The organism is Dokdonia sp. 4H-3-7-5, assembly GCF_000212355.1.
Taxonomy (GTDB): Bacteria; Bacteroidota; Bacteroidia; order Flavobacteriales; family Flavobacteriaceae; genus Dokdonia.
In genome coordinates, this window is record NC_015496.1 from 1,158,952 (window position 1) to 1,176,737 (window position 17,786).

16 protein-coding genes are annotated in these 17,786 nt (G+C 37.4%); 7 read left to right on the forward strand and 9 right to left on the reverse strand.

All coding sequences use genetic code 11. The features are described from left to right. Positions 1-36: 36 nt before the first annotated feature. The gene (locus tag KRODI_RS05095; protein WP_013750511.1) at positions 37-828 is read left to right on the forward strand and encodes a GLPGLI family protein; all 792 of its coding nucleotides are present in this window, start codon (positions 37-39) and stop codon (positions 826-828) included. Beyond that, a complete protein-coding gene (locus tag KRODI_RS05100; RefSeq protein WP_013750512.1) occupies positions 816-3,473 on the forward strand; it encodes a carboxypeptidase-like regulatory domain-containing protein in 2,658 nt (885 codons plus the stop codon). Before KRODI_RS05095 ends, KRODI_RS05100 begins: the two co-directional genes overlap by 13 nt. A gap of 190 nt (positions 3,474-3,663) precedes the next feature. Here the strand turns inward: KRODI_RS05100 and KRODI_RS05105 are convergent, their stop codons facing one another. The 4 genes from KRODI_RS05105 to mfd are packed head-to-tail and all read right to left on the reverse strand — an operon-like array spanning position 3,664 to position 8,488. Continuing rightward, positions 3,664-4,344, reverse strand: coding sequence for a DUF2490 domain-containing protein (locus KRODI_RS05105; RefSeq protein WP_049783428.1), 681 nt, complete (start codon positions 4,342-4,344; stop codon positions 3,664-3,666). A 2-nt stretch (positions 4,345-4,346) separates the two neighbouring features. Continuing rightward, positions 4,347-4,946 (reverse strand): leucyl/phenylalanyl-tRNA--protein transferase, encoded by a 600-nt coding sequence (locus KRODI_RS05110; protein WP_013750514.1) that lies wholly within the window; start codon positions 4,944-4,946, stop codon positions 4,347-4,349. Beyond that, positions 4,936-5,088 carry a hypothetical protein gene (locus KRODI_RS15580; RefSeq protein WP_158306999.1) on the reverse strand — a complete coding sequence of 51 codons (153 nt, stop codon included), beginning with the start codon at positions 5,086-5,088 and terminating at the stop codon, positions 4,936-4,938. The genes KRODI_RS05110 and KRODI_RS15580 overlap by 11 nt, the downstream gene beginning before the upstream one ends. Further along, positions 5,075-8,488, reverse strand: coding sequence for a transcription-repair coupling factor (gene mfd, locus KRODI_RS05115; protein ID WP_013750515.1), 3,414 nt, complete (start codon positions 8,486-8,488; stop codon positions 5,075-5,077). Before mfd ends, KRODI_RS15580 begins: the two co-directional genes overlap by 14 nt. 112 nt (positions 8,489-8,600) lie before the next feature. On the opposite strand from mfd, the gene KRODI_RS05120 reads away from it, so the two are divergent. Beyond that, positions 8,601-9,035 (forward strand): DoxX family protein, encoded by a 435-nt coding sequence (locus KRODI_RS05120; RefSeq protein WP_013750516.1) that lies wholly within the window; start codon positions 8,601-8,603, stop codon positions 9,033-9,035. A 122-nt stretch (positions 9,036-9,157) separates the two neighbouring features. Next, complete coding sequence (locus tag KRODI_RS05125) at positions 9,158-10,507, forward strand: dihydrolipoyl dehydrogenase family protein (RefSeq protein WP_013750517.1); 1,350 nt, start codon at positions 9,158-9,160, stop codon at positions 10,505-10,507. Here the strand turns inward: KRODI_RS05125 and KRODI_RS05130 are convergent. From KRODI_RS05130 to pdeM, 3 genes are all read right to left on the reverse strand, one after another. Beyond that, entirely contained in the window at positions 10,504-11,304 is an 801-nt protein-coding gene (locus KRODI_RS05130) for a hypothetical protein (RefSeq protein WP_013750518.1), read from the reverse strand. The two genes, KRODI_RS05125 and KRODI_RS05130, sit on opposite strands and share 4 nt — an antisense overlap. Positions 11,305-11,392: 88 nt before the next feature. After that, positions 11,393-12,820, reverse strand: a complete 1,428-nt coding sequence (locus KRODI_RS05135; RefSeq protein WP_013750519.1) for a pyridoxal phosphate-dependent decarboxylase family protein — start codon at positions 12,818-12,820, stop codon at positions 11,393-11,395. A gap of 118 nt (positions 12,821-12,938) precedes the next feature. Next, positions 12,939-13,571, reverse strand: a complete 633-nt coding sequence (gene pdeM / locus KRODI_RS05140; protein ID WP_013750520.1) for a ligase-associated DNA damage response endonuclease PdeM — start codon at positions 13,569-13,571, stop codon at positions 12,939-12,941. A 56-nt stretch (positions 13,572-13,627) separates the two neighbouring features. Between pdeM and KRODI_RS05145 the strand changes: the two genes are divergently transcribed. Next, positions 13,628-14,776, forward strand: coding sequence for a lycopene cyclase family protein (locus tag KRODI_RS05145; RefSeq protein ID WP_013750521.1), 1,149 nt, complete (start codon positions 13,628-13,630; stop codon positions 14,774-14,776). 4 nt (positions 14,777-14,780) lie between these two features. Here the strand turns inward: KRODI_RS05145 and KRODI_RS05150 are convergent, their stop codons facing one another. Next, positions 14,781-15,458 carry a haloacid dehalogenase type II gene (locus tag KRODI_RS05150; protein WP_013750522.1) on the reverse strand — a complete coding sequence of 226 codons (678 nt, stop codon included), beginning with the start codon at positions 15,456-15,458 and terminating at the stop codon, positions 14,781-14,783. 80 nt (positions 15,459-15,538) lie between these two features. Beyond that, complete coding sequence (locus tag KRODI_RS05155) at positions 15,539-16,306, reverse strand: TerB family tellurite resistance protein (protein WP_013750523.1); 768 nt, start codon at positions 16,304-16,306, stop codon at positions 15,539-15,541. Positions 16,307-16,505: 199 nt separating this feature from the next. Here KRODI_RS05155 and KRODI_RS05160 point away from each other — a divergent pair, with 199 nt between their 5' ends. After that, positions 16,506-16,919, forward strand: coding sequence for a BrxA/BrxB family bacilliredoxin (locus KRODI_RS05160; protein WP_013750524.1), 414 nt, complete (start codon positions 16,506-16,508; stop codon positions 16,917-16,919). 203 nt (positions 16,920-17,122) lie between these two features. Next, positions 17,123-17,782: an HD domain-containing protein gene (locus tag KRODI_RS05165; protein ID WP_013750525.1), complete on the forward strand. Its 660-nt coding sequence runs from the start codon at positions 17,123-17,125 to the stop codon at positions 17,780-17,782. The last annotated feature ends 4 nt before the right edge of the window (positions 17,783-17,786 follow it).

Here is a 17,786-nt window from a genome sequence, read left to right on the forward strand (position 1 = left end):
TAGAGATGAATTCATTGATTAACTAAATAAAGTCAGATGTTTTTAAAAAAAATAATTATTCTATTATCTGTTTTTATCTCTAACACTTTATTTGCCCAAAACGAACTACATATCTTTGAATACGAAGCTCAGTATAACCTAGGCAAGTCCTTAATAAAGAAAGGGTACCTTTTTAAACATAATAACCAAGTACGGTATCAAACTAGTATTCCTATTTTTCTAGAAAACCTCCCCAAACTTAATCTAGATACCGCAGATGGAGTTCCAGAAATAAATATAAAGTTTGGTCACTCTAATGAGAACACTATTACCAATCTTGAAGATAAAGTTCTTCTTAACGTAAATTCAATAGGTAATGATGTGTATGTAACTGAGGAAGTTATAAATCCAAACACTTGGATACCAACTGGTATTTCTAAAAACATAGCTGGTAGAAATTGTACTGAGTTTACAGCAACTTTTAGAGGGAGAGATTATAAAGCCTATGTGGACCTCTCTGTCCCTATTAACTACGGCCCATGGAAATTACAAGGGCTTCCAGGTCTCGTAGTTTACGCTGAGGCAGATGATGGAATTTTAAAATGGCAATTAACAACCATCACTAAGAAGAAGATAACAGAACTCTCATCTTTTATGCAAGAGCAAGATGCATTTATTACATCCCATGATGTTATTTCTTTAAAAGAATTTGTTTTACTAGATGATGCGTGGAGAGCAAATGGTTCTCCAGTAATTGCGTCTCGATTACCTAGAGAGTACAGACGCTCTGGTTCAAGAAGAGCAAGAAAAAGAGGTGGTAAAGAAATAGCTTATGAATGGGAAGAATAAATACTTTATTACTTCTAATATTCATCCTTTGCACATCTATTACTTCTTTACAAGGACAAACACCTTTGAGAGGCAAGGTTATTGACACATCTGGTATAGCTATAAGTCAGGTAAATTTACTTCTATTTCAAAATGATAAAATCATTGGTTATACAAGTAGTGACCTTGAGGGTAGCTTTGCTCTTAGAATCCCTAGCTCTGGAGAGTATATTTTAAAAGCAACCAGCTTAGGCTATAGCGCTTATAAAAAAGACTTAAGTATCACCGCTATAGAGACACTTCCTATTGAAATTTCTTTAATTCCGGAAACTACAAGTCTAGATGAAGTTGTACTTAATGTAGAAAAGAATATAGAAGTACGTAATGACACCCTCATTTTTAAAGCAGATGCTTTTAAAAGAAAAAGCCAAATTGTTCTTGAAGATTTATTAAAGAATATACCTGGGATACAAGTGGGAGATAGTGGTAATATCACATTTCAAGGAAAAGCGATATCAAAGATAAAGATTGACAATGATGACCTCTTCGGTCAAGGTTATAAAATTTTATCTAAAAACTTAAACTCAGAGGTAGTTGATAAAATAGAAATTCTACAAAATTACAACGATAGTAAAATTTTGAAACAGGTTCAGAAAAACGATGAAGTTGCCATTAACCTCACACTTAAAGACGATAGAAAAAGCAGTTTATTTGGTAACGTAGATGCAGGGGTAAGCTTACAGAGTCGATATAAAATCAAATCAAATACGATCTCATTACTAAACAGAAATAAGGCATATCTTTTTCAAGATCTAAATAATATAGGAGATGAAATAGCAGACAATATTGATGGCATCTTATCGCCCTCTTCAAAAAATCGTCTGTATAATTTTGGTCCAAATGCAAATGCTACATTTTTTATTGATGTGGATAGAGTAAGACCCACCCTTGACGATCGTATTTCAAATAGAAACAATGCTCAATTTTTATCTCTAGCAGATATTTACACCTTTTCAAAAGACCTTAAAGTTACCGTAAACGGAGTTCTTACCTATGATAAAAAACGCTATAATCAAGAAGAGTTTACTACATTTTTGGTGGAAAACCCATTTACACTAGAAGAAAGTTATGACATCCAACAAAAAGATAATCTAGCAGCTGGTAAGATAGCGCTAGATTATAACCGTAATAATGATGAAATACATTTTGATGCATTATACTATATAGGTAACCAGCGAATAAATAATAATTTAATTCAAAATGAAATAAACATACGTGAACACCTTAAAAACAATGCCTCGGTGTTTCAATTACAAGGAAATTACACCAGAAGTATAGATAGCAATAAAGCTATTGTACTCACAAGCAAATATAAAAAAGACAGCAAGCCTCAAGAATATAATATAAGCTCAAATATATTTGGAGATTTTGTCACAGATAATGAAACGGTCTTAGGGATTGGTGCTCAAAGTAAAGAAGTTTCCGAGTTTACTGGTGTTCAAGCTGCTTTTGTGATTAATACTGAGAAATCCAACTACGAACTTGTTTTAGGACTGGACAGGCAAAGCCAACAATTGATTAGCGGTATAAATAGCGTTAATACTGCAGGTGAAGAACAAGCATCAGATGCTATTTTTAATAATAATTTTACGCTAGAAAATAAGCAAACTTATGCAGGTCTAAGAGCAAGCTATAATTTAGATAAAGTAGACATTCAATTCTCTATAGATGCTTCTTTCAAGAAAACCACTCAAAAAGACAATGCAAATTCAACGACACAGCATTTCTTTCAGATAAATCCCTTTTTGAAAGTAGATCTTACTCCTATCAAAAATCACAAATTTGAAACAGTACTCGCAATTAATCAAAACACAGCTAGCTTAGGGAATTTATATACTGGTTATATCCTGAGAAATTATCGTGCTTTCATTCAAGGAAATGCAAATAATGATATTATCAACACTTTTAGGTCAAGTCTAAAATATACATACGGTAATTGGACTGATAGGTTTACGGCATCTGCCATTGCAGATTATAGTAACACTAAAAATTTCTACTCGGTAGACGCTTTACTCTCTCCTCAATTTAATACCGTAACTGCTACATCTGGACAGAAATCTGAACAATTTAAAGCAGAGGTTCATACTGATTACTTTTTAAAGTTTATGAAAACTAACCTCAAGCTTAACGGGCAGTTTTTGAGAAATAATTATAACGACATTATCAATAATCAAGAAAGAAGTGTGACTTCTAATCAGTTGGGCTATGGGTTCTCTTTAAGGTCAGATTTCAATAGTATTTTTAATTATAACCTTGGCGTCAACTGGATTAAGACTGCATTTGACATAGGTACATTCAATAATAGCGTGACTAATAACAAAATGTTCTTAGACATTGATCTGAATATAAATGACAAGTTTAACATGTATTTCAAGAATGAAAAGTACTTCTTTGGAAACCTGCCTCGTGATTCTAACTTTTACTTTAGTAGTATAGAGGCAGATTATGATATCATTCCAAAAACTTTAAGAGCTCACGGGAGAATTCATAACTTATTTGATAGTGACTCATTCAATATTTCATCACTTACCGGAGTATCCACTTTCACATCTCAAACCCAACTTATAGGGCGATATGTAATGCTAGGTCTTGATTATAGGTTTTGATATATTTCATAATGGATTCTCAACATTTCTAAGTAAACCTCTTTTATTTCTCATAACCTTTCCATCATCTAATATAGAGATACGCGGGTTTACAATTCCCAGTTATGTCTCAAGGCATGACAGACTATAATTATTATTAATCAAAAATGAATGTTACTTAATTTTTTCACGCTTTCGCGAAAGCGCAATCCTACAAACTCAAGTAATATCCCAGATTTATCCAGAATCGATGATTTGCAGTAGCTTTAAGAAATGAATCCATACGGTAGTCTACGCCAATCTCTAGTTTATTTGCATCGTTTAGATAATAACCCAAAGTAGGCACAAACCTTACCTCGAGATCTGTTGCATCGCCTTGAATGGAATATACATACTCGTTCCCTAGTTTTAAATACACTTCTCCTGGGTCTATAAACTCACCATTGAGCGATATATCTGAAGATAGTCTGTACCGCGCTCTAAACTCAACTTTTTGCCTAGCGTTAAATGTTTGATCTGTACGTAAGCGATGTCCCAAACGAAAACCAAAATAAGGGACGGTAAATGAGTACTGTTGTATCGCACGGTGTATAAGATCCTTGTCACGAAAACGAGCCAAATATCCTATCCCCACTTTTGCATCTACTCCCACAGTGCGCGTGGCAACCGTGGTGACATCTAGCAAGGAGTAAAATACATCTGTATTATTATTGCCTTTAAAATCTCCTTCACTTACTTCAAAACGTGGCGCGAATTCTACATTAATATTCCACAGCTCATTAATTTTTGTACCTATATTTACTTCGGGGAGTATGCCAACTTCATACAGCGATTGCCCGTAAAGCAAGGTGCTTACAGAAAACATTAGGATAAAGAATGTGAATTTAAACATAGTCAAAAGCGAAGAATATTATCACGTCGTATGCTTACTTGAGACCTACTTATGAAGGCTCCTTTCTCGTTAAAAAGAACTTCATAACGCTTTGATTTTTTACCAGAATTACGTGTTTTTACAACGACCTCGTAATGCGGAATAAGTGATGAGGATACGAGATTTTTTGCAGTCCTATTTATTATTTCTTTTACCGTATTATTATACTGCGCTTGTATTTTCTCTACTTTAAAATAATCAAACTCTTGCGTGAAATAGCTGGTTATCTCTTGTTTTGTCTCTTCAGGTAATTCTCCTAACCCAATAACGATTTCTATATCTTCTAAAACTCCATCTGTAGTAAATTCTACACTATGACGCTGTCCTTTGTATCTAAATTTTGCTTCAAGACTAGCGCCATCATCACCTACTTCTTGTAGCCATTTTACAGAACGATTTATATGGAAGGTGGCAATAAAGTCTTTTGCCTTTTGTGGTACAATCTCAGGTTTAATTCGATATTCTCTTTCCGTTTTTACAGATTCTTGCGCTTGCGCACGACTCAGTGATGTCTGTAGCAAGACACAAATACACAATAAGGAAAAGAAATATTTAGTCTGCACGATCTCCCTTTTTTGAATTAAATAGCCACCCTAATGGCAACCAGACTACAAAGAATAGAAACTTCCCAGTTACCAAGCCTACAATGGTAATAATTGCAGCGATTACCGCTAGTGTTGATTTCCAAGATTTACTCGCCATCATCCATAGGCAGCTCTGCTGCTTTTTTCTTGGTGCTTTCTGGCATTAATGGTCGTAGTAATGCTACCACATCATTCACTGTCTTAGCATCGTCAGATTTTAGGAGTAATCGCAATCCTTTAGATAGCTTTTTCTCTTTTATCCCTATGCGATATGCGTTTTCTTGTACAAACTTAAGAACACGACCAAATGCTGGACTTTGATAGAAAGCACTCTGCTGGTCTGCAATGAAAAAGCCGGTGAGTTTTCCATTTTTGAGAACCACTTTCTCAAGGCCTATTTTAGTCGCTACCCACTTGATACGCACAGAATCCAATAAATCTTCAGCTTCTTCTGGTAATGGTCCAAAACGGTCTACGAGTTGGCGTTCAAAATCGTCTAGTTGCTCCTCTGTTTTTACATTATTGAGCTGTGTGTATAAGTTTAAGCGTTCAGTGATATTGTTGACGTAGTCATCTGGAAATAGAAGACTAAAGTCAGTATCAATCACTGTGTCTTTTACATAATCTTTTTCTGCTTTCGCGAAAGCGGGATCATCATTATACAACTCTGAAAATTCATCTTCCTTAAGCTCATCAATGGCTTCATTTAGGATTTTTTGATATGTATCAAACCCTATCTCATTGATGAATCCGCTCTGTTCTCCTCCTAATAAATCTCCAGCACCACGTATCTCAAGATCCTTCATGGCGATGTTGAAACCACTACCTAAAACAGAAAATTGCTCCAGCGCCTGGATGCGCTTACGAGCATCATCTGTCATAGCACTGTATGGAGGAGTAATAAAGTAACAAAACGCTTTCTTGTTGCTACGTCCCACACGACCTCGCATCTGGTGGAGGTCTGACAGTCCAAAATTATTTGCGTTATTTATAAAAATCGTATTTGCATTAGGCACATCAAGTCCGCTCTCAATAATAGTGGTAGACACCAGTACATCAAACTCACCGTTCATGAACGATAACATCTTTGCTTCAAGTGTTTTCCCTTCCATTTGCCCGTGACCTATACCCACTTTTGCATCGGGTACAAGACGCTGAATAAGACCCGCAACTTCCTTAATATTCTCGATACGGTTATGGATAAAGAATACTTGGCCGCCACGCTGTATTTCATACTGCACCGCATCTCGTATCACCTCCTCAGAGAAGCGCACTACATTACTTTCTATAGGATATCTATTAGGTGGCGCCGTATTTATGGTACTTAAATCCCTTGCTGCCATGAGTGAGAACTGCAGTGTTCTTGGGATAGGAGTTGCTGTAAGCGTGAGTGTATCTACGGTTTCAGAGATGGTTTTGAGCTTATCTTTTACCGCAACGCCAAATTTTTGTTCCTCATCAATAACGAGAAGTCCTAGGTCTTTAAAGTTTACATTTTTACTCGTAAGCTGGTGCGTACCTATCACAATATCGATTGCCCCACTTTCTAATCCTGCTAGCACTTCGCGCTTTTCTTTTGCTGTTCTAAAACGGTTGAGATAGTCAATTTTTACAGGAAAATCTTTGAGACGCTCCTTAAATGTTCGTGCATGTTGATAGGCTAGAATCGTTGTAGGTACAAGTACAGCAACTTGCTTACCACCATCAACCGCTTTAAACGCGGCGCGAATGGCAACCTCTGTTTTACCAAAACCTACATCCCCACACACTAAGCGATCCATAGGACGCTCACTTTCCATATCACGCTTTACATCTTCGGTAGCGCTACTTTGATCTGGTGTGTCCTCATAAATAAAACTAGCTTCTAATTCATGCTGCATGTGCGTATCTGGCCCAAAGGCATAGCCTTTTTGAAGTCTACGTTTTGCATATAATTTAATGAGGTTAAACGCAACGTGCTTCACTCTAGACTTGGTCTTTGCCTTAAGCTTTTTCCATGCCTGGCTACCTAGTTTATAAATTTGTGGCGGCTTGCCATCTTTACCGTTATACTTTGTAATTTTATGTAGCGAGTGAATACTGAGGTATAAAATATCTCGCTCTCCGTAGATCAATTTGATTGCTTCTTGCGGCTTCCCTTCTACATCAATCTTCTGTAATCCACCAAATTTTCCAATCCCGTGATCAATATGCGTCACATAATCACCTACGGAGAGATGGCTCAATTCCTTAAGCGTAATGGATTGCTTTTTTGCATACCCATTCTTAAGATTAAACTTGTGATAACGCTCAAAAATCTGGTGATCTGTATAGATCGCTATCTTCTGCTCATCATCTATAAATCCCTGATATAATGACAGTACCACTGTTTCATATTGCTTTACAATCGCATCTGCATCGTCAAAAATGTCATGAAAACGCTTTGCCGCTTGCTCCGTCACACAGGCAATATAGTTCTTATAACCCTTTGCGGAGTTTTCATTCAAGTTTGCAATCAATAAGTCAAACTGCTTATTAAAAGAAGGTTGTGGTTGTTGCTCAAAATTGATTGTAGTATCAGCTATCGCACCATCTATTTTTGAGGTGAGATCTACTGTGGCAAACGTATCTAGCTGCTGCTGTAATGCAGCTCCATGCATAAAAAGCTCCTCTGGTGAGTTGCGCTTTATCTCTGAGTCAAGGTTAGAAAATGCTTCTTCCGCTTTCGCGAAATTTTTATCAGTACGATCTACAAGAAGTGATCTGTTTTTTATAAAAACTACCGTTTTAGGCGAGATATACTCTAGAAAACTCTGGCGTACTTCTGTTAATGCCTTGTTCTCAACATTAGGCATCACCGAAATCTTTTTCACCTGCCCAGTTGAGAGTTGGCTCTCCACATCAAACGTCCTTATACTATCTACCTCATCACCAAAAAACTCAATACGATACGGCTCATCATGAGAAAACGAAAATACATCTACAATCCCTCCACGTACCGAAAATTCTCCCGGCTCTGTAACAAAATCAACACGTTTAAATTTATATTCAAACAGCATCTCATTTACAAAATCCAGCGACAGTTGATCACTCACTGCTATTTTAAGCGTCTGTCTATCTAGTTCTTTACGAGTAACTACTTTTTCAAAAAGCGCATCTGGATAGGTAACTAGCAATGCTGGCTTGCGACGAGAGTTTATTCTGTTTAAAACCTCTGCCCTCAGCAGGATATTTGCGTTGTCTATTTCTTCTATCTGGTAAGGTCTTCTATAGCTGCCAGGGTAAAAAAGCACATTTGCCTCTTTACGTAGCTGCTCTAGATCATTAAGAAAATAAGCAGCTTCTTCCTTATCGTTTAAGATAATGAGAAAAGGACTTTCGGCGGATTCAAAAGCACTGCTTATGGTAAAAGATAGTGCAGATCCTACGAGACCTTTTGCTTGAATATTTTTATTGTTTTCTTGGGAATGGGAAATAGCTTCCCTTAGTTTCTGCAGTTGCAGAGACTGTGCAAAGTGTTGCGAGAGTTCGTTTTTACTCAAGTAATTAGATTTTTTACAAAGATACGGAGTGTGGCAGCTTTCGCGAAAGCGTTATTTACTTTTTACCATTTTCATAACACTAAGCTACCTCAAGGTTCTATAATTTTAAATCATGAAAAACTGGACCGATAATCAGCTAGCATTTGTAATCGCGCGTATTACTATAGGTATTAATTTCTTATTGCATGGTGTAGTGCGACTTCCTAAAATGGAAGGTTTTGCTAGCGGACTATCAAAAGGTTTTGAAGGAACTATGTTACCACCTGCACTTGTGGAGCCTATCGCTTTTGGACTTCCTATTGTAGAGCTTGTTCTAGGTGTGCTACTCATCATAGGTTTTAAGACACGACTTGCTGCGGCATTGAGTTTCATATTAATCACATTATTAATGGCGGGTACTTCTTTTAAAGAAGACTGGGATCTTGTAGGCTCACAAATGATTTATGTGATTTTCTTCTTCATCTTTATTAAAAATTTACGCCATAATACCTTTACAATAGACGGTACATCAAAGACGGTAGTAGACGGATTTACAGGCCAAGAGTAACTACAACTTTACTGGTTTTTAATGGTGAACAATACGCTTTCGCCAAAGCGTAACTAACATTTTACCATTTTCATAACAGCAACAAAAGTGCATGCTCCCTACCTTTATAAAAAAAGAAAAGGATGGGATTTGAACATTACGACATATTTGTTATAGGCACAGGAAGTGCGGGAAGACAGGTGGCAACACGCTGCGCAAAGGCAGGAATGAAAGTAGCCATTGCAGATAATCGTGAGTATGGCGGTACGTGTGCAAACAGAGGCTGCGATCCCAAAAAAGTATTACTCAACGCTAGCGAAATCATAGCTCGCACCTCACACATGGCAGAAGTAGGTGTAACTGAAGTCGCTACTATAAACTGGCAAGCGCTGCAACAATTCAAAGAAAAATTTGTTTCTGCAATGCCTGTAAAAACAGAAGATTCTCTCGAACAAGCTGGGATTACCATGTATCACCAGTCTCCAGAATTTATAGAAGAAGGACTACTCATTGTAGAAGGCAAAAAGGTTACTGTAGATAAAGTGGTAATTGCTACTGGACTTATCCCAAGACCACTTCACTTTAAAGGAGCTGAGCTTTTTAAAACCTCAGACGATTTTCTTGAGCTTCCAGAGCTTCCAAAAAGTATCATCTTTGTAGGTGGAGGTTATATCGCCATGGAATTTGCACATATTGCTGCTCGGTGCGGTGTAGATGTGACTATTATAGAGCGTGGTGAACGTGTGCTAAAAATGTTTGACGAAAGTATTACGAGTTTGCTACAAGAAGCTTCAACAGATATAGGAATCAAGTTCATTTTTGAAGCAGATGTGATAGGAGCAGAAATGCTTCAAAAAAACACACGTGTACATTATAAGCAGGACGGAAAAGAGCATAAACTAAAAGCCGAAATGGTTTTTAATACCTCTGGACGTGTTCCATCAATTGACATGCTTGCTCTTGACAAAGGGAATGTAGAAGCCACTCCGCGAGGAATCAAAGTGAATAAATACTTACAGAGTGTCTCTAACCCTAATGTATATGCATGTGGTGATGTGGCAGATAGTGGTTCTTTACCGTTAACTCCGCTTTCAAGTTTAGAAGGAAAACATGTAGGTATGCAGCTTGCAACCGGCGAGCGCAAAGCATATACCTTTCCTGCGATTCCTACCGCGGTTTATACCACGCCACAACTCGCTACTGTAGGTATCACCGAACAACAAGCTAAAGCCGAGGGGATCGAGTATAAAGTGCTGTCAGAACATGTGCCAGATTGGTTTAGTATTAAGAGACTTAACTCGCCATATTATTGCTATAAGACATTGAAGGGCCCTAATGATGAAATACTAGGTGCCGAGATACTCGCACCAGAAGCTAGTGAGATGATCAATTTATTTGCAATGGCAATACAGCAGAAGATGACGTGTACACAGTTTAGAGAAACCATTTTTGCATATCCTACGTTTGCTAGTGATATGCAGAGTATGGTTTAATTATCAAGAAACCGTTCCTTAAATTTTAAGTGAGGAGCGGTTTCCTTATTCTTAAAGGCGTGTAACATTGTAATTACTACTAATACTATTGCGCCTAATAATGCATAATAAGCAATGCTTTCATGCTGGTCTTTATGTCTTATAAATATCGCCACGAGTGCCCATACAGCTACTAATGCAAACTCTCGCATATTACGCATCCACACCATAAGCACATTTATAAGTACTGCAATAGTAATCATTACCATAGTCCACACTACTTCGTTAAGCGGTCCTCCAGTCCAACCTATACTTGCAAAGAAAGCAGAAAAGTTTGCAATGGTGGCTACTGCAATCCACCCAGAATAGATACAAATAGGCCACCACACTAGACCAATTACCTCAATAGGAGCATCCCAACGCTCCATATTAGTACGCCAGATTACAAGTAATAAACTCGATAAAATCCCTAGCATGATAAGTACAGATAATCCTACGTATTCATACGTAAAGGCAACCACCCATGCAGCATTAAGAAAATTTGCAATAGCAAACCACCAGCCAGTCTGTACAATGAAAGGAGATTCTTTTTTACTAAAGAAAGCGCGACGTATTTGAAAAAGCGAATATCCTAATAGCATTAAGAAAATGACACCCCAGATAGAAAATGCATATCCTGCTGGCGTAAATAAATTCTCATACTTATCAGATGCCTCGCCTATGGTAGTATCGTTCCAGCGCTGGGCTTGTGAAAGTCCGTTTACAGCAAGAACCAATAACACAGAAAGAAAATTTACAATCGCATAGGTCTTTTTCATAATCACTGATTTTTAGTAAAGTTACACACGCTACTAGACTATACCTCTCTTGAAAAGTGATAAAATATTCATAAAACCGAAGCTTTTCTTATCCTAAGATTTCGTCTGCAAATTTTTCACAAAGTCTAAGCGTATCTTGTACATCATCAAAAGTAGTACGTGGGTTTATTAAACACATTCGCAGCACCACTTGCTTATTGAGTATCGTAGTTACTAGTTGAGCCTCACGGGATGCTGTCACCATACCAGAAATTTTCTGATTGAGTTCATCTAGTTGCTTCTCTGTAAATTTATTTCCAATAGGGTTATACCTAAAGTTAATGATCGCGAGCGTAGCTGGCGATACAATCTCCCACTTTTTGCTTTTACGTAGTAGCTTCTCGGTCTTTTCGGCTATTTTGATGTTATAGGTGATGGCGTTTCTAAATCCTTCTAGTCCAAATGTTTTTAAAGACATATAGAATTTAAGTGCTCTAAAACGTCTTGTTAGTTGGACACCGTGATCATAAAAATTAATCTCAGATTCATTACCTTCTATATCTCTTAAGTACTCTGGCTTCTCAACAAAAGTACTTTTCAGGTATTTGTGGTTGCGTATTAACAAGCAACCCATCTCATAAGGTTGGAAAAACCACTTGTGCGGATCTACAGTAAGAGAATCTGCTTTAGAAATTCCTTTTAAAAGTTCCTTTCCGTTTTTTGCAAGAATCGCCGCTCCTCCATATGCTCCATCTATATGGAACCACAGTTTCTCTTCTTTACAAATTTTTGAAATTTCTGTAAGAGGATCTACTGTTCCCGTATTTGTAGTTCCTGCGGTAGCAATTACACAAAACGGATTATAACCTTCCAGTCTATCACGAGCGATAACACTACGAAGTTTTATAGTAGAAAATTTAAACTCAGAGTCTGTTGGTATTAATCGTATTTGATCTTTTGTAAAACCTACAATGCGCAACGCCTTTATGTTTGACGAGTGTGCTTGATCTGAAAGGTAGATAACTGCATTTGCAAAATCTTCCCCACACATTACACGACGAGCGGTAACAATAGCAGTAAGGTTTGCCATAGATCCTCCACTTGTAAAAATCCCTCCACCTTTTTTTACTGGAAAGCCAAAAATCTTAAGTAACCAACTTATGGTTACAATCTCTAGCTCTGCTGCAGGTGGTGATTGTGACCAGCCGCCAGAAAATATATTAAATCCTGTAGCTAGCGTGTCAGACATAGCACTTACATAGTTACTAGGTCCAGGAACAAATGAAAACGACTTAGGATGCGTAGAAATCGCACTTTGTTTCATCACTTTTTCTATCACAAATTCAAGTACTTCTTGCGGATCTGAGGCTTTTTCTGGTGCTTCTTCTAGAAACAAAGAGTCCATTTCTTCTCGAGTTCCCGAAGCCAAAGGAAACTTACTGTTTTGTGTGTCAAAATGTTCTACTACAGCATCTACAATACGGTATCCGTAAGCTGTCATTTCTTCTTTTGACAGTTCTAATTTGTCTTTATCCATCACCTGTTGTATTAATGCTGCAAAGTTAGACTATTGCTCAGACCATTAAAAATGTGTGCCGTGGTAATTAAAAAGAAGATTGCAGGAACTAGTATTTCCTCATGATGCTACACATCAATTATGCTATTAAAATCACTTCATCTGGAGTTAGCACAAATACCTCATCACCTTTTTCTGGTTCTAGTAAATAATTACCTGTAAAAGTTCCAAAGGCAGGTAATATGAGTTGGCTTTTCTTCTTGAAAAAACAAGGCATTTTTAGCGCTTGTCTTCCCATACCCTGCAATCGAACTCCTGGATGTATGTGACCACAAAAATTATATAGCCCATCTCGTTCTTCAGGATGGTGAGTGAGTAAAAAATTATCTATGATTCTTTCATCATAAATAGTAATCCCGAGTTTTTCAAATCGCAACGGAGAGATGATGTCATGATTTCCAATCACCAATGTGAATTTGACAGTCTGATCACTTATCCATTTTTCAAAATAAGCCCATTCTATATTAAGATCAGAATGAAATAAGTCTCCTAGAAAGCAAACCTCCTTAGGGTTGTAATAAGCAATTGCTTTATCTAACTGCTCAAAATTAGTTTGTATCGCCTTTTGAGGAACGGCACTACCATGTTTTCTAAAATGAGCTACTTTCCCAAAATGCACATCTGCAATGAGTAATATATCTTGCTCCTTCCAGTACATTGCGCCAGTAGGATGTAGTAAAAATGCATTATTAAAAATTGTAGTTTGAGTCACATGGTAAAGTTACAAATGACACTACTTCTTTTACAACTTCCCCGTATCTTTATCATGTGCAAAATCAATACGATTATATTATTCTAGGTGCTGGTCTTTCTGGACTAACAACAGCGCTTCGTATGGCAAGAGATACCTTTTTTAAAAATGCGTCTATTGCTATCATCGATCAAGATCTCCATAAAAAAAATGATCGCACTTGGTGTTTTTGGGAGACTACTCCAGATCTGTTTGAAAGCGTCGTTTCTTACTCTTGGCCTTCGGTATTAATTAAAGGAAATAAACAAAGTACGACCATAGACATATCTCCATATACCTACAAAAAGGTGGAGAGTGAGCAATTGTACGCTTTCGCGAAAGCAGAATTATCGCAACATAGCAATATCACGTTTATACAAGGTGAAATAACACATGTCTCTGAAAAAGAAAACGGAGCAATAGCAAAAACTGTTGATAATGAATATCATGCTACCACAATTTTAAATAGCATTTACAAACCAAAGCAATTAGAAAATCAGCAAAAAGTTGTGGTATTACAACAGCACTTTGTAGGCTGGTTTGTAAAGACTGATAAGGCTGTTTTTAATACTAAAGTAGCAACGTACATGGATTTTAGCATACCTCAAAAAGGTAATTGCAGATTTATGTATATACTTCCTACTTCTCCTCAAGAAGCACTTATAGAATACACGCTTTTCTCTAAAGATTTACTTCCTAAAAAAGAGTACGAAGAAGCTATAAAGGATTATTTAAATAATCTTGGAGTAACAGATTATGAAATCACAAATCGAGAATACGGGAGTATCCCTATGACCACTTATAACTTTGCTCAACACAATAGCAAGCATGTGCTACATATAGGTACTGCAGGCGGGTGGACTAAAGCGAGTACAGGATATACATTTAAACATACCTTGAAAAAATCTGCGGCGCTTATTGATTTTTTAAAAAGTGGTAAACCTCTAAAAAATTATAGCCTTAAAAATCGCTGGACTTTTTATGATGGCGTATTGCTTGAAGTTCTTGCTGCGCACAATGAACGTGGTGCAGAGATTTTTACACGCATGTTTAAAAAAGGAAAAGCCGCACATATCTTTAGATTTCTAGATGAAGAATCATCCTATAAAGATGAGCTTGAAGTTATTTTAAGTGCGCCTAAAATTCCTTTTATAAAAGCGGCATTTAAGGTATTATTTAAAAAGTAATAGCTTACTTATTTGAGAAGATGTCTACCAGGCCATCAAGTGTATCGACAGTATAATCTGGCTTTTGAGCTAGTGGATACATTTGCTTACCTGGCCTTCTTATAAACGTAGTTTGCATTCCTGCTTTTTTTGCACCAGTAATATCCCAACCGTGAGCAGCAATCATCATAGCATCTTCTGCTTGTGCATTCATTTTTGAAAGTGCCCAACTATAAACTTCTAAGCTAGGTTTAAAAGCTCCTACAGTCTCGCAACTTAGCAAGGTGTCAAAATTATCTTTTATTCCAGCATATGCTAACTTCTCTGCTAGTCCAGAAGTTGATGAATTTGTGAGCGCAACGAGCTTGAAGCCTTGATCCCTGAGTGCCTCTAATGCTTGTTTTACCTCTTTATAAGGCATCAAACTTTTAAAAGGCTTAATTACCGCATCTTCAGCTTGCTCCTTTGTAATGGTAATATCATTGCCTGCGGCTACCATTTGCAATGCTGCGACACCTATCTCGCTAAAATCTTTATAATCTCCTGTTACGTTTTCAACTAGTGAGTAATGTAATAACGTGCTGAACCATAATGGCACAAGCTCCTCTCTCCCATCTAAAACAGAAGTGATACTTTTTTTTAAAGCTGTAAGCTCTAAAAGTGTCTCGTTGACATCAAAAAATAATACGGAAGGCGTCTTCATAACATTGTTTTGCTGCAAAGTTAGTCAGTGCTTTACACAATGTATCTTAAAGAAATAGTAAGGTTATACTAAGAAAGACGTTAAATACCGCGTTCTTTTTGAATCTGCTCGTAAGCTTCTTGCACGTTTCTAAACTTCTCTTCTGCTCCTTTACGGTAGGCTTCATCCATGTCCATAAGTTTATCTGGGTGATATTTTTTGGCCATGGTTCTAAAGGCTTTCTTCACCTCATCATTACTAGCAGATTTATCTATTTCAAGTATTTTATAAGCACTATCTGCTTTCTTAACAAACATGTTTTTGATACTCTCAAAATCCTGATGGTTGATTCTAAAATATCCTGCAATAGTACCCAGCACATTTACCTCTGGCTGACTTATTTGACCATCTGCTCCTGCGATGCCAAATAAGAAGTGCAAAATCTGTAATCGCACCTCATAACGCGTTCTCGCATTAAGGTATGTGCATATGTTTGATGCCGAAATCTCACGATTTTTAATCACATCATTAAAAGTTCTAAAGGTTGCATTTGCTCGCTCCTTTCCATATGCTCTCACAAAGTAGGCTCTAGCATAGTCTAGCTCTGTCTGGCTTATTTTTCCATCTGCCTTAATCACGATAGATGCGAGTGAAAGCAAGTTAAGTTCAAAATCACCAGGCGAGACATTCTGCTGTGTGGCTTGCTCAAAAACGTCTTTAAAGCGTTGCCCGCGAGATCCACCTTCAGATGCTCCCTTATTTGTACTCATCATCATGTCTATCGCACTACCGATAAAGTAGCCTATGACAGCGCCAAAAAACCCACGTGCCAAAAACCAACCTACTACGGCTCCTATATATTTAATCATATGTACTTTTCAATCTTTTAGAACTGCAAATCTACGAGTTCTTAAGATTAGACGAGAGCAAATTCTGTTTGTTACGCTTTTGTGCCATAGTTACAGCTTGTTATAAAAGCGGTAGGAAATAATTGTAAGAATCTGACATATTTTCCGTCATACAAAGGAGGAACACTTTTTGTACCTTTGTTATCAAAATATATTGATTATGTATCCACCAGATTTAGTAAAACCTATGCGTGAAGACCTTACCAGAAATGGCTTCACAGAATTACATACAACAGACGACGTACACGCTGCAATGAAAAAAGAAGGAACAACCCTTATGGTTGTAAATTCTGTTTGTGGTTGTGCTGCTCGTAATGCACGTCCTGCTGCTGTACATGCTACAGCAAATGGAAAGAAGCCAGATAACTTATTTACTGTGTTTGCGGGAGTAGACGGCGAGGCAACAGATCTTGCACGTTCTTTTATGGTACCATTTCCTCCATCAAGCCCTTCTATGGCTCTTTTTAAAGATGGCGAGTTAGTACATATGCTAGAGCGTCACCACATTGAGGGAAGACCTGCAGAAATGATTGCAGAAAACCTTATGGATGCTTTTAACGAGCATGTTAAGTAGTCTGTAGACTTTAGTCGCTAGACGGCAATAAAAAATAAGCCACTCTTTTTAGGGTGGTTTTTTTATGCGTATGAATTTTGTTTTCAGTGCGCTTTCGCGAAAAAGTAACAATTCAAACAATAAGGTTTTGCTATAGGTAACCTTGTAGGTCTGCATCAAACTGACGACATTTGAGATTATAATCTATCCCATTCCTTCTAAAGATGACACACGAACACCAAGAACTCATAGACAACACTATCACCTTTGTAAAAACTACCCTTGCAAACGCCGAGGGTGGTCACGACTGGTTTCATATAGAACGGGTGTACAAAAGCGCCGTCAAGATAGCTCAAGGAGAAAAGGTAGATCCTCTTGTCGTCGCTCTTGGGGCATTATTACATGACATTGCAGATTCCAAATTTTTTAACGGTGATGAAACCATTGCTCCACAAATGGCAACAGAGTTTCTGTTAAGTCAAAACTGTGATAGTACGGTAATTGAGCACGTCGTTCAGATTATAAAAAACATCTCCTTTAAAGGAGGAAATAAAGCGCAAGCGTTTACATCTCCAGAGCTTGATGTTGTACAAGATGCAGATAGACTAGACGCACTAGGAGCCATAGGGATTGCACGCACCTTTAACTACGGTGGGTTTAAAAACAGAAAACTCTACGATCCAGCAATAGAACCTCAGCTAGATATGACAGTAGAGGAGTATAAAAAAAGTACCGCTCCTACCATCAATCACTTTTATGAAAAGCTATTACTATTAAAAGACCGAATGAACACCAAAACCGGTAAGAAAATGGCAGAGAAACGTCACCAATATATGGAAGGCTTTCTAGCCCAATTTTATACCGAGTGGGAAGGATTAAAATAGCAGA